The 18,346-nt window shown below is 66.4% G+C and carries 17 protein-coding genes; 11 read left to right on the plus strand and 6 right to left on the minus strand.

Going from position 1 to position 18,346, the window contains the following annotated elements; translation table 11 throughout:
* Positions 1-89: 89 nt before the first annotated feature.
* Complete coding sequence (locus tag AS029_RS17285) at positions 90-599, minus strand: hypothetical protein (RefSeq protein ID WP_139168054.1); 510 nt, start codon at positions 597-599, stop codon at positions 90-92.
* A gap of 113 nt (positions 600-712) precedes the next feature.
* On the opposite strand from AS029_RS17285, the gene AS029_RS16890 reads away from it, so the two are divergent.
* The 4 genes from AS029_RS16890 (at position 713) to AS029_RS07705 (ending at position 3,126) form a co-directional block, all read left to right on the plus strand.
* A complete protein-coding gene (locus AS029_RS16890) occupies positions 713-970 on the plus strand; it encodes a hypothetical protein (protein ID WP_228375905.1) in 258 nt (85 codons plus the stop codon).
* A gap of 181 nt (positions 971-1,151) precedes the next feature.
* A complete protein-coding gene (locus tag AS029_RS07695) occupies positions 1,152-1,436 on the plus strand; it encodes a helix-turn-helix domain-containing protein (RefSeq protein ID WP_217630066.1) in 285 nt (94 codons plus the stop codon).
* Positions 1,433-2,269: a hypothetical protein gene (locus tag AS029_RS07700; protein WP_058231988.1), complete on the plus strand. Its 837-nt coding sequence runs from the start codon at positions 1,433-1,435 to the stop codon at positions 2,267-2,269. The genes AS029_RS07695 and AS029_RS07700 overlap by 4 nt, the downstream gene beginning before the upstream one ends.
* Positions 2,266-3,126 (plus strand): hypothetical protein, encoded by an 861-nt coding sequence (locus tag AS029_RS07705; protein WP_058231989.1) that lies wholly within the window; start codon positions 2,266-2,268, stop codon positions 3,124-3,126. Before AS029_RS07700 ends, AS029_RS07705 begins: the two co-directional genes overlap by 4 nt.
* A 3-nt stretch (positions 3,127-3,129) precedes the next feature.
* Here AS029_RS07705 and AS029_RS07710 read toward each other — a convergent pair whose 3' ends face one another.
* The 4 genes from AS029_RS07710 to AS029_RS07725 all read right to left on the minus strand — a co-directional run bounded on the left by AS029_RS07710 (position 3,130) and on the right by AS029_RS07725 (position 4,930).
* The gene (locus AS029_RS07710; protein ID WP_058231990.1) at positions 3,130-3,591 is read right to left on the minus strand and encodes a hypothetical protein; all 462 of its coding nucleotides are present in this window, start codon (positions 3,589-3,591) and stop codon (positions 3,130-3,132) included.
* Entirely contained in the window at positions 3,591-3,839 is a 249-nt protein-coding gene (locus tag AS029_RS07715) for a hypothetical protein (RefSeq protein ID WP_058231991.1), read from the minus strand. Before AS029_RS07715 ends, AS029_RS07710 begins: the two co-directional genes overlap by 1 nt.
* 75 nt (positions 3,840-3,914) lie before the next feature.
* Entirely contained in the window at positions 3,915-4,103 is a 189-nt protein-coding gene (locus tag AS029_RS07720) for a hypothetical protein (RefSeq protein WP_058231992.1), read from the minus strand.
* Positions 4,104-4,225: 122 nt separating this feature from the next.
* On the minus strand, positions 4,226-4,930 hold the full coding sequence (locus AS029_RS07725) for a hypothetical protein (RefSeq protein WP_058231993.1): 705 nt from the start codon (positions 4,928-4,930) through the stop codon (positions 4,226-4,228).
* Between the two features lie 446 nt (positions 4,931-5,376).
* Between AS029_RS07725 and AS029_RS07730 the strand changes: the two genes are divergently transcribed.
* From AS029_RS07730 to AS029_RS07750, 5 genes are all read left to right on the plus strand, one after another.
* Entirely contained in the window at positions 5,377-5,946 is a 570-nt protein-coding gene (locus AS029_RS07730; RefSeq protein ID WP_058231994.1) for a hypothetical protein, read from the plus strand.
* A 1,563-nt stretch (positions 5,947-7,509) separates the two neighbouring features.
* Positions 7,510-8,064, plus strand: coding sequence for a beta/alpha barrel domain-containing protein (locus AS029_RS07735; protein ID WP_058231995.1), 555 nt, complete (start codon positions 7,510-7,512; stop codon positions 8,062-8,064).
* 32 nt (positions 8,065-8,096) lie between these two features.
* Complete coding sequence (locus AS029_RS07740) at positions 8,097-8,456, plus strand: hypothetical protein (protein WP_194293689.1); 360 nt, start codon at positions 8,097-8,099, stop codon at positions 8,454-8,456.
* Between the two features lie 777 nt (positions 8,457-9,233).
* A complete protein-coding gene (locus AS029_RS07745; protein ID WP_139168055.1) occupies positions 9,234-11,522 on the plus strand; it encodes an Ig-like domain repeat protein in 2,289 nt (762 codons plus the stop codon).
* Positions 11,523-11,609: 87 nt separating this feature from the next.
* Positions 11,610-12,635, plus strand: coding sequence for a hypothetical protein (locus AS029_RS07750; protein WP_139168056.1), 1,026 nt, complete (start codon positions 11,610-11,612; stop codon positions 12,633-12,635).
* Between the two features lie 86 nt (positions 12,636-12,721).
* Here AS029_RS07750 and AS029_RS07755 read toward each other — a convergent pair whose 3' ends face one another.
* Complete coding sequence (locus AS029_RS07755; protein WP_228375906.1) at positions 12,722-15,118, minus strand: glycoside hydrolase family 3 N-terminal domain-containing protein; 2,397 nt, start codon at positions 15,116-15,118, stop codon at positions 12,722-12,724.
* 117 nt (positions 15,119-15,235) lie between these two features.
* On the opposite strand from AS029_RS07755, the gene AS029_RS07760 reads away from it, so the two are divergent.
* Together AS029_RS07760 and AS029_RS07765 are read left to right on the plus strand one after the other, a co-directional pair.
* Positions 15,236-16,792, plus strand: coding sequence for a glycoside hydrolase family 43 protein (locus AS029_RS07760; RefSeq protein WP_058232000.1), 1,557 nt, complete (start codon positions 15,236-15,238; stop codon positions 16,790-16,792).
* A gap of 67 nt (positions 16,793-16,859) precedes the next feature.
* Positions 16,860-18,338 carry a carboxylesterase/lipase family protein gene (locus tag AS029_RS07765; protein ID WP_167345242.1) on the plus strand — a complete coding sequence of 493 codons (1,479 nt, stop codon included), beginning with the start codon at positions 16,860-16,862 and terminating at the stop codon, positions 18,336-18,338.
* The last annotated feature ends 8 nt before the right edge of the window (positions 18,339-18,346 follow it).

The following is an 18,346-nucleotide window of genomic DNA, read 5'->3' on the forward strand; positions in this document are numbered from 1 at the left end:
CCGCTGCTGACGAATGGTTCATATGGCGATGTGGGGTGCCGCAGCCCCGCTCGCCCGCGCGTCGGGGTTGAACGGAACGGGCGTCGACATCAGACGCCGCGGGCCTCGCCACCCACGGCTTGCGCAATCGCCGGCGCGATCTCTGCCGAGTTCGCGATGCCCTCGCTCGAGTTCAGCGAGAGGACCGCGTTGCCGGAGGACACGAAGATGCCGCCGTAGGCGTCGCTCAGCTCGCCCCACGCGGCGAGGGTCTCCGCGTCCGGGAAGACGTTGATGCCGGCGTCGTTACCGCTCACGGTCATGTCGAAGCGCGCCTTAGCGCCGGATCCCCCGACCTCGGCACGCACCGGCTCGGAGTGCTCGATGCCCAGCTCATCCAAAGCGGCGACGAAGGTGTCCACGGACGATTGGATATCCGAGACGGGTGCGGCCGTGGAGGCGGCGGGCGTGGGGGTCGGGGTGGTCGAAGGAGTGGTCGACGCCTCAGTGGTGACAACGGGCGCGGGCTGAGCCTGCTCCTCTGGCGATGAGCACCCGGCCAGCAACAGGGCTGCGGCAACGGCGGCGGTTGACACGGTGAGTACACGCAGGCGGGTCATAGGTGCTCCAAAGATGTGCGGACTTGCCATTCTGGCAGGCACGCGCCCTTAGCCGGGCGTGACTGCGGGCGTTGATCGTTTGCAATTTAGAACACATGTTCGATAATTGTGGGGTGAATGATTCCGAGCAGCGCTGGCACCCCCAGCTTCTTGCGCGCGAGTCGCCGCCCGCGCAGTGGGTGATGCTCGATGCCCGGCATGCGGAGGCGGGTCGCATCGAGCTGCGGCGCACGGAGGCAGGACCGCGTTACCGCGTGGAGCATCGAGGCACCCTTCTTGGATGGGCAAACTCGCTGAAAGTCGCCTCTGAACGACTGCACCGGGCGATCATCTCCGAGGGGGTGCCAGGCGGTGGCATCAACGGCAGCTGACGCGAGCGGAGTCCGGTCGTTGACTGATCCGGCAAGGCTGTCTATCGGCGGAATGACCTATCAAAGGCGACAAGCCCCTTAAGGCGGTTCTCATGATTCCGGAGAGCCCCTCTCGACAAGCGACTTTCGTCGAGTCGCCATATCGACCTTATGAAAAAGGCCTTTCGCATAGGGTGTGATTGTGGCGGCCTTTTCTACAGCCTTGGTTGCGATGTGGACACAAGAGGGCGCAATTCGGTTAGGCAACGCGCTACGGACGCTGCGTGCGACGCACGGGCTCTCACAAGAAACCGTCGCCCACCGAGCCGGCATTACGAAGAACCAGTTGCAACTGATCGAAGCAGGTCGATCCACCGGCCGCGCTGACGCGACCGGACCCTCGAACCCGCGCATGGCGACCCTCGCAGGATTGGCGAACGTGCTCGAGGTCAGCGTGGCGGAGCTGATGGCCACCGCGAAACTATGACCGACGCGGCGTGGTCTGCGCTGGCCACGTGGGCGCAGGTGGTTGGCTCGCTTCTATCAGTCGTCCTCGCCCTCGTGGGGTTGGGCATCGCCCGATCCGCCGCGCGCGAAACCCGGGAGAATCGCGACTTCCAGCTCGACCGCTCCGTGGCCGACGACTTCGCCTCGACGGTGGACGCTCTGTATGCCAACTACGAGCGCGGTCGCAGCGACATCGCCGTGATGAGCATGGGATTCCGAGCGGCGGTGACGACCTGGGCAGGAAGGGCAACCTCCACCGGGCTCCAGGTGTCGCGCGGCGAGGTCCCCGGGTTCCTGATCCAGGCGGAGCGCGACGCGCAACGTCCTCTTCGTGCGCGCGAGGGTGTCGACGCGGCGGCCACGTGGCAGTATCTCGGCGTTCTCACACAAGCCAAACGTCTCACCCGAGCCTGGTCCTACCCGGAGCGGCGTCGCGACGTTCTCCGCGAGATACTCCTCGAGCGCGCCGAGGCATCGCCCTACCCCCGCCACAGTCCTCGAGTTCAGATGCAGCGATGGATGCTGGTGTCAGATCCCTCCCCCCGGCGCGCGATTCAGGCGGCTCGGCAGCTGCGGGTGTTCCTGGCGATCCTCTTGGACGACGTCCGCGCCAAACGACTGCGACGCACGATTCGCGAGTGGTGGGTGTACACACGGCGTGCACGCGAGGAGCGCCAAGCGTTCCGACAGGAACAGCGTCGTGCGCGTCTGGGCCTACCCGCGGTGGCGACTGCCGACATGGGTGCGCCAACGGGAAGCGACAACAAGCACGAGCCCCCTTCCGCAGAGGCCGGGGGCATACTGACAACGTGAGTGCCGCCTCTTGGTCCGACCCGGCCGTCATCGTTCAAGCCGTCGCCGTGGTCGTCGCAGCCGTTGCCGCCGTAGCCGTCATCTGGCAAGCGCACCTCACTCGTCGCGCGCTGCGCGACGCTGGCGAGAGCCTGCTGGTAGCTCAACAGTCCCTCGAGGTGGCCCGCCAAGCCGGAGCACACGCGGCACTGATGAGTTCAGAAGCCGTGAAGCTCCGGATCGCCGCTAACGCTCCCCGGGCTGACCTTGCTGGCGGGGTGGATGAGATGGTCGTGATCACCCCCGGCTCAGGCATCCGCGGGTACCGCTTGCCCTGGCCCGCTATCGAAACCTTCCATGTGCGAGACAAGCACCTTCCCCTGACGGTGCGGGTCCCGGTGATCCTGCGGAACACCGGGACTGCGGCTACTCGGTTCGTGGTCTGGGGGGCGTTGCGTCAGCCCGTCGAGGACGCGGCGGGGGAACTCGTCGTGATGAAGCCGGGCCCGGCCAACTACCTTCTGGACCCGGGCCGCGGCGCCCACGGGTTCTGGGAGGTGACGCGCACCTTGGAGGAATGGATTGAGGTCTACGACCTCCGCCAGCGTGGTGAACAGATCGAGAGCGACCTCGTCGTCCACGTCGATGACGGACATGACACCGGCGCGAGCTACCGCTTCACCCTTCGCATGGGCGGCACTCTCGTTCGGCCCTCGGAAGCGGGTTTGCGAGAGGCGTGGCGGCTGACGGGCGCATTCGGGACCGACGAGCCTGACGGCATCGGGCTGGGGGCACAGCCTCTGCAGGTGCGCTACTGGCTGTCCAAACTGCAGGAACGCCCCCTCCCAGAGAACGCGGCAGACGTCTGGCCCGCCTAAGCGCTAGCGACCCATCAGACGACGGCCCGTGTATCCGTTCGCGCGGAGCTCCACACGGGCCGCCTCACGCTCGCGGTTTGGCGACATGCGCCATACGTGTAGCTGTGCCATCAGGAACGCACACACTTCCACACGCGTCGCCTGATCACCCTCGATCATCACGCCGCTCTTCCAAATCACCCAATACGCGAACCACCGGTCACGTCGCCGCACGACGCCCAAGAGGGTTGTGGAGGCAATGGAGATCCTCACCACCGCCGGTGTGAGCCTGTACCGGCGCACCAGCCGAGGCAGATCCTCAATCGCGGCCACCGCGCCGAGGGCACCCGCCAACTCGGCCACGGCCGACTCAATCCGCTCATCCCTTGCGGCGCGGACTTTCAATGCCTCAGCGATAGCGAAGGTAGCGGCTGCCACAGCCGCGGGGATGCCTGCCACCAACAGTGCGACGACGGCCCCGTCCATCAGCGGAGGAAGAGCGCGAGGACGGCTGCGACCGTTGCCACGGCGGCGAGAGCCGTGCTCGCCAGGGCCATCCAGTAGGACCGCATCGCGAGCCTGTTGGACGCCTCTGCTGAACGCTCACGAGAACGCCTATCCAGCTCTTGCACGTAGTAGTCCGTACCGACCAGCGTGTGACCGGCCCGCGAGTCATGCTCAGCGATCAGCGTCTCGTCCGGCGTAGCCCGGAGCTCTTCGATCTTTCTCACCATGCGGTCGACGCTAACTCCGACGTCCGACACCCCACCCTGAGGCATTGACCATCAGCGGCACGCGAGGAGGGGTCCTCAGCAGTTTGTGATGCCGCGGGCGCGGAGAAACGCGGTCACGAGCATCAGGTCGTCGCCGGCGACGTCGCTACCGTCGGCATACCAGGCGTGGGAGAAGTACCGCAGCTGCAGTCCCGCCGCAGGCAGTTCGCGCTCGTCGATCAACACCGTCACCGGCCCCACGCGGGGCACGTCGAAGGTGGTCATGCCGACCAGGCTAGTCAGCGCGACGGTTGCATCGAAGCCGTCCTGCTGGTACCCCTGACGCGGAGCCTGCGGGTCCGGTCGGCCGGGCCACCCCGGGGTGCTGCAGTGCGGCGTGTACACGTCTAGGTGGGCGTGCCCCCGCTCGATGAGAGGCCGTTGGTCGAGGACACGGAGGCAGCGAGCGTTCGGTGCACCATCAGCCGCGCTTCTGCGTTCAAACCCCGGTGCCGTGCGACGTCCTTCAACACCGCCTCCGGGACGTTCGCGACCGCCCACGCCCAGGCGAGCGGATCGGGACTGCGAAGAAGCGCCCTCGCCACGGACGCCTCGTCCTGCGCTCCCCGAAGGAGGGGCCGCAAGCCCCGAGGCATCGGACGGGTTGAGGTGGTGAGGGTCGGGACGGTGGCGCGGGTGACCGCGTTTCGGACGGAGGTGGGCCACGAAGCGGGGTCGACGCGGATGCGACGTACGCGCCCGCCTCGAATGCTCACCACATCGTCCGTGACCGCTCCGTGTGCTCGCAGCCGTGTGAGGGCGGCGGCGACGGTTGACGGGCTGAGGTTCGCGCGCACGGCGATGGCGCGTGCGCTGGGCAGCCCCATCTCGAAGCGCTGAAGGACGAGGAGCACCTGTACGTCCGTGCGGCGGAACGCACTTCGAGGAACGGAACCGCGACGCGCCCGCAGGGCCTCCAGGACGGCGATAGGCGCGACTCGGGGGATCCCGCGACCGGTGCGACTAACGCCCTCGTCATCCAGCAACGCATGGGCCGTTGGGAGCGAGACACCCAAGGCGTCGGCGACGGCGCGCGCCGTGATGGTGTCCATTTTCTTATCCTAAGTCTTCGCAAAAAGCCCAGGTCAGGAGATCTTGGTCCGCCTCTGGCACCTTCCCGCTACAGCGGCCGCGCAAGTAAGAGCGGAAGGCGCGCACTTCGCCGCCTGAAAGGACACCGTGAACCCCTCATCCCGCTCCCCTCCCCGCCCGGCCCGTCAGCACCTCCGGGTTACGGGCCGTGTCCGCGGCAGCCCCGCTGAGCGACACCGCCCGTCGTCTCCTCTCCCGACCCGCCAGGGCACGGAAAGCATCGGCGACCGGGTCACCTCCACCCCACGCCGCCTCTAACGCGCGCACCTCTTCCGGTGTGTGCAGCACGTCATCGACCTGCCATCGCCCCGCGTCTGACGATGCGGGGAGGTCGACGAATGAACCAGAACCAAGACAACCGTTATCCATACCGTCGCTATGCGCGGTGACGAGAAAGCCAACGACCATGACCATCAAGACCTCCAAGCCCGCCCTCACCTTCGCGCACACCAGCGCGCCGCGCCTCCTCGCCGACGTGAACGCCTTGTTCGACGCTGAGGGGCAAGAACGCCCCGTCCGGGAAGACGACACGCTGGGGCAGGCCGTCGTGGCCCTCAGCGACGGCGTCCCCGTCGGGGCGGCGTACAGCACGATGACGTCCTACATCGCCGACACCTTCATGCTCGCCGGCGAGGGTACCCGGGGCGCCTACGTCGCCCTGCGCTTCCGCTCACTCAAGGGTGTCGCCGTCATCGGGGAGCACAGCGGGGAGGACGTCGCCGCGCACTTGGTGCGCTCGGTCGCCTCGCACTCGCGCCGCGACTTCGGCGCGCACTACCTCCTGGCGGGCATCCCCATCCACGACCGACGTGCACGAACGTTCATGTCCGCCCGCGGGTTCGAGGTGGCCCTCGACGGCCACCACATGCACATCGACGGCGTCGCCATGCCGACCGCGGACGGCTTCCGTGACCTGTGGTGGCGGCTGGTGCGCAAGCCGGCGTCCACCGTTCACAGCCTCTCGCTGAGCCGGTAGTCCGCCGCCGCCGCGTCGCTGCCGCCGGTCACCTCCGACCGCGGTGGCGACGCCCCCGGGGCGGTGCCGTCTCGAGGGACCGTATCGGCTCGTTTGAGCCAAGGTTGGCAAGTGCTGCCAAGGTCACCTTGGCAGCGTTTTGCTGCGGAATTTCGGGGGAAAACGGGCCCTGCCAAGGTTGCCAAGGTAGTAGGTATTACGTGAGAGATCAAAGAGAGAGATAGAGAAAAGGCCTTTTCGGTCTCTCTTTTTTCTCTATGGATAGCTACCGTTCCTTGCCCACCTTGGCACCGAAGACAACTTCCGTGTCTTTCCGCGGTTTTCCGGGGCACGCGACCTTGGCATCGGCCTTGGCAGAGGCTGGCAACCTTGGCGTCCCTCCGCAAGGCTTGAGTTTCGAACGGCGAGAGGTCGGTATGTGCGCACGAGGCGCTGTGCGCCGTCCGGGCTCCGTCTCACCAGACAGTGCGCTGGATGTATTTGGACGAGCCCCAACGGCGGTTGAGCCGCATGAGGCCGCAGCCAGCGCGCCCGCTCGGCGGCCGGTGCGACGCCGCGCAGAGGTGCGCTCAGCCCATTGCCGCGACCTTCTCGACGGGCGGATGAACACCGTCGCCACCCGACCTGGTGAGCCACTGCTCCGACGACAGGGGGTCATCTGCACCGGTGCGCAGACTCTCGGAATTCGGCTGCAGGACCGGATCGGCTCATTTCAGCCAAGGTTGGCAAGCGCTGCCAAGGTCACCTTGGCAGCGTTTTGCCGCGGAAACACGGGGGAAAACGGGCCCTGCCAAGGTTGCCAAGGTAGTAGGTATTACGTGAGAGATCAAAGAGAGAGAGATAGAGAAAAGGCCTTCTCGGTCTCTCTTTTTTCTCTTATGGATAGCTACCGTTCCTTGCCCACCTTGGCACCGAGAACAACTTCCGCGTGTTTCCGGGGTTTTTCGGGGCACGCGACCTTGGCATCGGCCTTGGCAGAGGCTGGCAACCTTGGCCGAAGGCCCCTTCCTCCCCCGATTAACGGATCCCGGTTCGTCGGACCACCGATGGCGCGTATCACCGTCGCCAATCATGTGCCGCAGGGTAATGACCGTGCCCTTCGTTCGTCAGCTCCTTCGCCTGGTGGCGGTGTTCGTGCGCGCCTGTGCGTGGGCGCGGACGAACCGGGCGGCGCAGCCTTGCGGCCCGTCATTTGCGTTCGAGGGTCACCGCCGACGCCCCCACGGTGGATGTGGAGACGTCGGCTCTCAGCCTGTTCAGCCTGGCCGGCGCGAGCGTGAGATGCTGTCCGGCCACGGGGAACGCGTTGGCGTTGCGCCCGGGTGCTGCCGGGACGTCCGACACCTGTCCTCACCCCGCATCGCCTGTACTCCCGATGCGGTCAACCGCGTGGACCGCGAAGGTGCGGGTCTGGGTCACCGTGGCTCCATCTCGCGGGTTCCGCGCAAGCCGGTGCGCCTCAACCCGCCGGTACCGCACGCGGGGTCTTGCCTCATCCGCGCGGCCGGCGTAAAAAGGCCTCATGAACTGGGTCGTCTGTACATGCGCGCGGAGGTTGCGCCGATGACCGCCGCGCTACACGACAGCCGCGAACCTGGTCCGTACGAACTGGTAACGGTGACGGGGAGCTGTTCCCCGCTCGGCGATGATCCGAGCGCGTGGTTCCGGCCCACATCGACGACGGACCGTGAGACGTTTGCCGTGCACCCGGAGGAGTCTGACCGACGACAGCTCGCCGCACACCTGACAGAGCGGGAGGTCGCGGATCTCCTCCACGTGCCGGCGAGCCACGTCCATGAGATGTACGAGCACGAGCTTCTCGCCGGTGTCGAACAGGAGGGGCTGGTGGTTTACCCGCAATGGCAGGTGACCGACGATGGGAGCCTGCTGCCGCACCTCACGGACGTCCTGCACGCAGCGAGCGACGTCGACTCGAACGCGCTCCGAGATGCCATGGACGCCCCTGTCGACGATCTCGACGGGGTGTGCCCGGTGCAGTGGCTGGCCCGGGGAGGACCTGTCGAGCCGGTCTTGCGGTTCCTCCGGGATCAGGACCGGCCAAGACGGCTGGAGGCCCGTCCGAGGCAGGCAATGTCTGCGTCTCAGGCAACGAGATGAACCCGGTCGCCCGGTACGCCGATGAGGGCGCAGTGAGCCCGTGGGCGGAGATCGTCGGTCCTTGCCACACCACATCGAGCCTCAGCCGCGTGCTCCAGATCGACCAGGTCGCCGTCGCGGACGCGGCGGCGGAGCTTCGCGCGCTGCGCCTGCGCACGGCGGACGGTCGCAACCTCTACCCCGCGTTCCAGGTGCAGGACGACCATGTGCACCCCCACCTGCAACAGGTGCTGCTGGTGCTGAAAAGCGGGATCGACGACCCCTGGACGTGGGCGCAGTGGCTGAACACGGAGATGGACTCCGAGCCCAGTCCTATGTCGCGGCTGTGGGCGGGCGACCTTTCCGGCGTGCTTCGCGACGCCGAACACGACGCGTGGGCGTGGCGCTCGTAACGTGACCCCGCTGGTCTCCTTCCTGTCCTCCTGTGGGCGAAGGCGCCACCCGTTGACGGCAAGCTCCGCCGGCGATGGGCGCGGCGTAGCTCTGCTTCGGGATGGGCGGGCGAAGCGCGGCGCCAATGCCTCACGGCCACACCGCGAGCCTTCGCGCACGAAGTGAAGACAGGGCTCGTGAGCAGAGCCAGCTGACCAGGCGTCCTTTTTCCCATGGACCCCTCCGGTACAGCAGAAACGGACCTTAGACTCCGCGGCGCAGCCGGATGGGGCCGGTTGCGAGAGCTCCTGGGCACCCAGGCGGTATCTCTTCATACGCCCCACGAAAGGAGTCGTCATGGACGACATCTGGTCCATCATCACCACCTTCATCGCTCGCTGCCGCCCCTACTTTCAGGTGGAAGTTGCGTTCAAAGCCGGCGTGGGAACGCCTCCCTGAGAGGTGCGCCAGCAGCACGAGAAGCGGGGAGGGATCGTGTACCCTCCCCGCTTCTCGGCCTCAGATGACTGGCAACCCCCAGTCCGGGCGTGCAAAGGTGCGGCGGCGTGCCCGATCTGGACCCTTGACGGACATCGCCGGCCCATCTATCTTTTGGAGAACGTTATATAGATAACGTTCTATGCACACGCCTGCGCCGTCGATGTCGACGCGCGATCTCGAAGGAGAGAACCTTGCAGCATCCTTTTGAGCGTGCCCAAACGGGTGCGCGCAAACCTCAGTGGGCACGACGCGCGTCTGTTGCCATCGCGGTCGCCACCGCTCTGTGTCTCAGCCCATTGACCTCCATCTCCCCGGCCGTGGCCTCCGTTACGGCTTCCACCGAAGCCGCCCCTGCCACGGCCCCTTCTGTCGAGTCGTTGATGGAGGGGTACTCGCTCAAGCCCGGTCTCGACACCAATCTGTTCGCGGGGCTGGAGGTACTTTCAGCCGTCTACGAGGGCGACATGTTGAAGGTGACGGGAACCTTCAACGAGCAGGCCCTATTCGGGGGACGCAACGACTGGAACATCTACCTGCCGGCGGCTGACAAGTTCGAGGGGCGCTTCTACCAGCGGGTGTACCCGTTCAACACCAACAACCTCCCCGACGACTTGAAGTTCAGCTCGTCCAGCGGTGGCTACCAGGTCGAGTACTACGAGCTGTTCAAGATCAACGGTGCGGCCCTCGCCGCGGACATCTCGCGCACCATCGCCGCCAACTACTACGGCCTCAACCGCGATCAAGTTCGTAACCCCCAGAGCGACGACTACATCTACGGCTACGCCTACGGTGGCAGCGGTGGCTCGCCCGCAGCCATCGACATCATGGAGGACAAGACCTACAACGTCTGGGATGGCGCCGTCCCGTTCGTCATCATCGGCCCGTACACCTACTCCACCGGCGGGGACACCATCCCCGTCTTCCGCAACCTGCTTCTGCGCGGCCTGGGCTCGTCGATCTGGGACGCCATGCGCCCGGGAGGCATCGGGCGGGAAGCGATGTACGCCACCCTCACGCCCCTGCAGAAGGAGGCACTGAGCGAGCTCGAGCTGCTCGGTCTCCGATGGGAGGACATCGGAAACGTGGGCACGGACCTCACCGCTCCGGGCGGGCCGACACTCCCCGCCGGCTACGTGGAGGACTTCTGGACCAAGCCCGGCTACACGGGAACGGACAGCTCGCTGATCGGTCAGTACTTCCGAGACATCCGAGGAACGACCATCGACGGCACGGTCATGACGGACGAGCTCCTCGCCAAGATCGCCTGGCACCGCCACCGCAACTTCGACCCCAAGCTGGGGCTGTTCATGTACGACCATCTGAACAGGTTCGCGAAGGCGGGCCCGGTGGAGTCCTCCTCACGCTGGACCGGAGACATCCAGCGCAAGGGCATGCTCGTCCAGAACATGCAGGACGGCGGCGCGATCTACGTCACGGCAGAGTGGTACAAGCGGCAGGTGGCAGCGGCTGGCAAGTCGGACGACTTCCGGGTCTACGTGCAGGAAGCCGCTGGCCACCTGGACGGTCCCATCTCGAGCGGCGGCGACGTGCCCTACCTCGGACTCCTCGAGCAGGCGCTGCGTGACCTCAGCGCCTGGGTGGAAGAAGACAAGCAGCCTGCACCGTCCACCGTGTATGACTTCCCGAACAACCAGATCGTCTTGAAGGAGGGCAAGGGTCGACTCGGGCTCCAGCCCACCATCACGGTCTCCGCGAACGGGGGCAAGCGCGCCGAGGTCGCTCAGGGTGACCGCGTCCGCTTCAACGCCAAGATCGAGCCGGCGGTTGCCGGCGACGTGGTCACACGCGTGGAGTGGAACCCCGGCACCCCGGATGCTCCATGGACGGACGTGGCGTTCACCGCGAAGCGAGACGGGTCGGTGGCCATCCGTCGCGACGAGTCCTTCCAGGCTGTTGGGACCTACTTCCCCGCCTTCCGCGTGACGGCATACCGAAACGGCGCGCCCGCCGAGGGGATCGTGGGTCGGCTGATGAACCAGACGCCTGCCCGTGTCGTCGTCAAGGATCAGACCCGGCCGGAAGCATCCCTCGCGGCACCCACCAGCACCGGGCCGTTCCGCACGCTCGACATCAAGGTGGACGCCACCGACGCCGTGGGCCTCGCGAAGATCACCGCCGACGTGTACCGCGGGAGCAAGCTCGTCCAGTCGACACAGACGCCGCTCAACGGCGAGACTGCCGCGTCGCACACGGCGTCCGTGACGGTGCCCGACGGTGACTACACGGTGAAGTACAGCGCGACCGACGCCGCCGGCAACGTCTCGAAGGTCGGGTCGACGCGGGTCACCGTCGACACGACCGCCCCCACGGTCGAGGTGAAGTCGGGGAAGATCTACACGACGAAGGTGGGCACGGCCTACTCCCTGATCTCGTTCAAGTTCGAAGACAAGGAGAAGGTCGACCGCGTGACAGTCAACGGTGTCACCACCGACCTCCCCAACCTCCGGTCAGCAAGCCTGGACCGCGTGAAGCCCGGCGTCGCCGGCGCACAGCGCGGTGCGAATGAGCTCATCGTCTACGACGTGGCCGGCAACTCCGCGACGTTCACGTTCACGCTGAACTGACCGAGTGCACACGGTGCCCCCGGCGGAGTTTTCTCCGTCGGGGGCACCGTCGTTTCTCCTACTCTGGGACGGAGAGAGGACATCCCTGTGGCAGTGACACACGTTCCGGTCTGGGCGAACCGGCTAGCCCGGATCGCCGGTGAGAGCTTCGACTTCTTACGCCGTTCCGCGCAGCACCTCCGAAAGAACGTCGCCGTTGCCGCCGTGCCCGCACGCGACGATCCCAGGCAGGTCACCTACCGCTATGGAGTTCGCGGAGAACTCGTCCCGGACGATTTCACCGAGGACTTGCGCGACCTGCTGGGTCGCGCGCGCTCCGTCCTCGATATCGCTATGACATCAACCGTTGAAGCGACCGGGCTCCTCTCCGAAAAGCAGCTCAGGAGCAGCTACTTCCCCATCTCGGAAACAGAGCAGGCATGGAAGTCAGCTGCCGGCCAAGCGCATATCCAGGCCCTGCCGCAGGACAAACAGCGCGCTCTTCGCGCGCTGCAGCCGTTTGTAACGGGCGAGAGCAGCGCCTACTGGTTTGCGGAGATCCACAACGCCGACAAGCATCGCCGCCCACTTGAGCTGCGCGTCATTCCCGACCCCGAGTTCGTGATGATCTTCACGCATCTCAACCCTCCGTACGGTTCGAACGAGTACTGGCTCGATTGGGTGGACCCCCTCCCGGCTATCGAGAACCGCGTGCCGTTCGTCACGTATCGCTCGGCAGAACCGATCCTTGACGCCGGGTTCGAAGACATCCCTCTCGCCCTAGCGATCTGGTTCGACAGCGAATGGCGGGACGTGCAGCACTTGCTCTGGGACGTGATGGAGTTCACGACGCGAGCGTGCGCCATCCTTCACGATGGCGACGCCGCGGTCGCCGACGTCATGAGGACGTACTTCCGAGCGGAGAGAGAACAACTCGCGGCGTTCAAGGCAATGATGACGCAAGCAACGAGCAGGGGATCTGCCATCGACAAAGCGGCGGAAGCGGAATGGAAGAAGCGCGTCGCAGAGACGCGTGCCGCGGCCGCGCGGTTCGAGAAATGGCACGGATCGCCGCCTCCGGGCCAAGGAGCTGCCGCCCACGGCGGGTCGGCTTTCAGGCCCAACGAGGGCTGATAACGAGGCACCCCATCAGGTTGCCCCCGTAGGTACAGCAGGGGCCGACCCTGTCTGCGCAGAGTCGGCCCCAGTAAGTCGTCGCGTCAGGCGACGGTCACATCGCTGTGGAAAACCCGTTCGCCGCTGGCCTGGGGAAGGCGGTCGCCGGTGACCTTCACCGTGAACCGGTCGGCCTTGGAAAAGGCGTCCAGCGAGGTCCAGAGGGTCATCTGGCCGGGGTCCACGCAGAACGTCCCGTCTGCGGCGGTGTACCCGAGCTGGCGTCCGTGGATTCGGAAGGTCACGCGCCTCGTCTGCCCGGCGGCGAGCTCGACGCGGACGAAACCGAGAAGCTGCTGGCCCGGTCTGGTCACACCCGAGCTGGTGATCGAGCCGTACAACTGCACGACAGTTGCCCCATCGACAGACCCGGTGTTGGAGGCGTCGACGACAAGCTCGGCGACGCCGTCAACGGCGAGCTCTGCAGGCGCCTCGACGGGAACCAGCTGGAAGCTGGTGTAGCTCCGCCCCTCGCCGAAGGCGTACAGCGGCGTCGCCGGCGTGTCGAGGAAGTGATGGGTCACGTCCGGCGGCAGGGGCTTTTGGAACCCCGTCCCGTTGCGCTGGTGGTGATAGACGGGGATTTGCCCGACGGTACGAGGGATGCTGTACGGCAGCTTCCCGCTCGGGTTGACATCGCCGAACAGGACCTCGGTGACGGCCTCGGCACCGAAAGGCCCACCGAACGACGCGACGATGAGCGCCTCAGCATTACGGACGGCCTCGGGGAGGACGTACGCGCGTCCCTGCGTGAGCACCACGACTACGGGGGTGCCCGTCGCCGCCACCGCTTCGGCTAGACGCCGCTGCGGGGCAGGAAGGGAGATGTCAGTGGAGTCGCTGCCTTCGCCCTCCGTTCGAGCGCCGTTGAACCATAGCGACGCTCCTCCGAGGGCGAGTACGGCAACATCACTGGCTGCGGCTGCTTCGACGGCGCGGGCGAAATCCTCGTCGGAGAGATCCTCGACCAAGCCGCAGCCAGCCTCCACAACGACGCTGCCCGCCCGGCCAGAGATAGCTTCCCCGAGTGTCCGGGTGTGCAGGTGGTCGCGGACGTAAGCGTCACCGGGGCCGGTCGTGAACACGTCACGGTTCCATTCCGCCATCGCGGGATCGACACCGATCATGTTGCCCATGCCGCCGGACGACATGTGCACCATCATGTCCCGGAAGGCCGGGTAGGAGTACGTGGCGTACTGGTTGACGACGTTGGCGGCGTGCGGACCGATAACGGCGATGGACGCGCCACCATCCAACGGAAGCACTCCGTCGTTTTCGAGGAGCACCACCGAGCGACGCGCGAGCTCGTGCGAGAGGTCGACACCCTCGTCAGCGATGGCTGCGACGTTGATGGTCTCTGCCGGGTACGGGCGCTCGAACAGTCCGACGGCGAACTTCGCGCTGAGGATGCGGTGCGCTGCGAGATCGAGCACATCCGGGCTGACACGGCCCGCCTCCACCTCCGCCGCCAGCGCTTCGCCAAAACCGAACGGCACCGGAAACTCGGTGTCCAGGCCCGCGTTGATGGCAAGACGGCCCGCTTCCCCAGGCGTGGTGGCTGCGCGCTGCCGGTCGACGATCTGCTCGATGGTGCCGTAGTCCGCTGACACGAACCCCTCGAAGCCGAGTGTCTCGCGGAGCAGGTCCGTGAGTACAGCCCGGGACGCGGCGGCAGGAACCCCGTCCACGTCGCTGTAGGAGTTCATCACGGAGGCGAGACCTGCGTCGTGAATGGCGGCTTCGAACGCGAAAGCATGCAGGTCGCGGATGCGGCGCGGCCCACCTTCGAACGCCGCGAGATTGCTGCCACCCTCCGGTGCGCTGTACCCGATGAAGTGCTTGGCCGTCGCGATGATGCCCTCGGACAAGTTCCCCGATTGCAGGCCGCGAACGAAGGACACGCCCATCGACGCCGTCAGGTACGGGTCCTCGCCGAACGTCTCGTGCACGCGGCCCCACCGCGGATCCATCCCCAGGTCCAGGTTGGGAGACAAGGCGTGGAGCACCCCGAGCCGACGCATCTGCCGGCGGATGAGGTCGGTCATCTCCTCGACGAGGTCCGGGCTGAAGGTTGCCGCGAGACCGGTCGGAGTAGGGAACACCATGTGCCCACCGGTGAGGAAGCCGCTGAGCGCCTCCGCCTGAAACAGAAGGGGGATGCCGAGTCGCGTCTGCTCGAGAGCGAACCGCTGCACCCGCGACACCGTGTCGGCCATGACCTGCGGGTCGTCGACGCCGAAGTTGCAGATGAAGCCGACGGGTCGATCCGCCTGTCGTGCGGCGTTAGCTGCGGGCGAGCCGTCCGCGTGCACGTACAGCCAGGGGGCCGCCATCGTCAGCTGGAAGGCCTTCTCGTGCACGGTCATCTCCGCTACGAGGGCGCTGGCTCGCTCGGGCGCGCTGAGCGCGGTGTTCATGAATTCGGCGGATGTGTCGCGCAAGTCAATCGTCCTTGATCGGGCCCCGCGGCTACCGGTTGGGGGCTGGTGAAACGTTGCCGACGTGCGCCAACGCGAGTTTAGATAACGTTATACACGATTGCTTCGAAGGAGAACGCTGTGACCTCACCTGACCTCCCGGCGGCCGCTCGGACAGCCGCCGACGGCTACCCACTCATCGCCGGGTTCTTCCCGGATCCCACCATCTGCCGACACCGCGGTCTGTATGTCCTCGCGCATTCGAGCTTCGAGTACGCCCCGGCCATCCCGATCTGGGTGTCGAAAGACCTGACGACCTGGACCCACGTAACCAACGCCCTGACGCGGGAGCCGCAGTTGCGCCTGCAACCCATGCGGTTTTGGCTCGACGGTTCCGAGATGTTGCCAGGCTCGGACGGAATCCCGGTCGGGTCGGCCAACACCGGCACATTCGCCCCCACCATCCGTTCGCACGGTGACCGGCTGTTCCTCGCCGTGACGAACGTGTCCGATTTTCTCGACGGGCCGTTGATCTACACCTCGGAAAGCCCCGAAGGCCCATGGTCCGACCCCGTGCAGGTTCCCGGCCTGCCCGGCATCGACCCCGACCTGTACTGGGACGAGAGCGGGATCGCCCACCTCACTGTGTCCTCGTACGCCAACGGCGGACCTCACGTCACGAGCGCCCCGGTCAACCTCGAAACCGGAGAGCTTCTCGGCGAGCCGAAGGAGCTGTGGAGCGGCACAGGCGGGCAGGCACCCGAGAGCCCCCACCTGTTCATGCATGAAGGGTGGCTCTACCTACTGCTCGCTGAGGGCGGAACCGAGCGCGGTCACGCAGTGACCATCGCGCGGTCGCGAGGCATCGACGGTCCCTGGGAAGCAAATCCGGACAACCCGATCCTCACCCATCGCGGGCTCGACCGACCCGTGTTGAACACCGGCCACGCCGACCTTGTGCAGGGGCCCGACGGCCGGTTCGCGATGGTCTACCTCGGCGTTCGGGCACGGGGCTTCAGCGGTTTCCATGTCAACGGCCGCGAAACGTTCCTCGCCGAGGTCGAATGGCGTGAGGGGTGGCCCGTGGTGAACGAGTCCGGATATCCGTTACCCGAGCGAGAGCATTCCTTCACCGACACCTTCGACGGCCCTGCACTCCACCCGCGGTGGGTGTCCCCGGGACGGCTCCCTGCCACCTTCACCAGCATCTCCGCGCCGGGGCTGGAGGTGCGCGCTGATGGAGAAGCGCTCGCCCACTACTTCCTGGCGATGAGACCACAGGACGAGTACTGGACCGTCGAGATGGACGCGGACGTGCTCGGCGAGGCCGGTATCACGCTGCGCGTCGACGAGATCCACAGCGCCGACGTTCTCCTGGATGAGACGGGCGCCGTGACCACCGTCGTGCGCGTCGGCGACCTCGAGCGCCGTCTGACCCACACCGCGGAGAACGGGGCCTCCCTCTTCATCCGCGTCCGCCCCGACGGTCGGCCGCCCCTGCGCCGCGGCCCAGATGTCGTGGAGCTCGGCGTGATGGATGGGGACAACCCTCGGGTCCTCGACACCGTCGATGGCCGCTATCTGTCGGTGGAGGTCGCCGGCGGCTGGACGGGGCGTGTGGTCGGCCCCCGCATCGTACGAGGCTCCGCCAACATCAGCGCGTTCCGCTACCAGGCAGATCCGGTGGGCGATGCCTAAGACCCCTGCGTCACCAGGTGAGCACCTGGTGGAGGTGCGTACCGCCGATGGAAGGCGGTACCTCGGCGTGCAGCTCTCCAACTCCGCACGGTTCCTCGGCATCCCTTACGCAGCAGCGCCCATCGGGAACCTGCGATTCCATCGACCCGCCGCCGCTCCCATAACGGAGCACGTCCACAACTCGACGAACGCAGGCGCGACACCGCAGCTCATGCCTTTCGCGGAGACCACAACGATCCCCGAGCCCAGCGTCGGCGGCGACGACATCCTCAACCTGAACGTCTTCACCCCCGCTCCCGGCGACACGCAGGCGCGGATGCCCGTCCTGGTGTGGATCCATGGGGGCGGGTTTTTCTCTGGATCCCCCATCAGCCCCTGGTACGACGGGCGGGCCTTCAATAGAGATGGTGTCGTCGTCGTCACCGTCGCCTACCGCCTGGGCTTCGACGGGTTCGGTTGGATGACCGATGCGCCGCTGAACCGGGGGATCCTCGATCAGATCGCCGCCCTGACGTGGGTCCACGAACACATCCATCATTTCGGCGGCGACCCAGACGCGGTGACCATCGCAGGTCAATCGGCAGGGGCGGCCAGTGTCCTCGCACTGCTGACCTCCCCACACGCCGAGGGGCTGTTCCATCGAGCCATCAGCCAGTCCGGGGCCATCCCGCATCAGAGCATCCAACGCGCACGCCAGGCAGGCCAGTCGTTCGCCGCTGCCCTCCGTGTGGAGCCGTCAACGAGGGGCTGGCGGTCTATATCGCGCTGGGACGTGGCATCGAAGGAGCGCGCGCACAACGAGGAGCGTGCGTCTCGTCGGCGCCTCGTCGAACGGCTACAGGCGGCACAGGACGGGCAGCCCTTCTGGGACCTGGCCTTCATGCCCGTTGTCGACGGTGACGTCGTACTCGACGGCGAGCTCGCAATCGGTGGCGGAACCGGGAGCCAAGTTCCACTCCTGCTCGGAGCGACCGCGCACGAGATCTCGCGCCCGAGCGAAGCCGGCGCGATAACGGCTGAAGACCTGCGGCGCGCCGGCGTGAGCAGCCACGCTCGAAACGGTCTCGTCCATCACGCCGGTGCTGGCGAGCAGTGGATCGAATCGCAACTGGAAAGCGAGCTCGCCTTTCGAGGTCCCACTGCCCGCGCCGCCGCGGTACGCGCGAAAGGGGGTGCTGGTGAGCGCACGTGGCTCTACGACTTCCGACAACCTTCCACCCGGTCAGGACGCGCTGAGCACTGTCATGACGTCCCGTACGTGTTCGATCTCCTGAGCGCCGTCGGCGTCGAAGAAAGTCTGGGACGCGGGTGCCCGCAACCCGTCGCAGACGCAATGCACGGCGACTGGGTTTCCTTCGTCAAGTCGGGCCGGGCTTCGTGGTCGCCGGTGTCCATGGGCGGGCTGGGCGCCTTCCACTACTCCGACAACGAACACGGTTTCCGCACTGACTCCTACGAGCTGTCCGCATCGCTGGGACTGGTGGATACAGCAGGGTTGCGCTCGCGCCTGGTCACGGACAGATCACAGCTCGAAAGCCGCGCTTGACCGCTAGC

Origin of the sequence: Microbacterium enclense (assembly GCF_001456955.1) — a bacterium.
In the GTDB taxonomy this organism is placed as follows: Bacteria; Actinomycetota; Actinomycetes; order Actinomycetales; family Microbacteriaceae; genus Microbacterium; species Microbacterium enclense.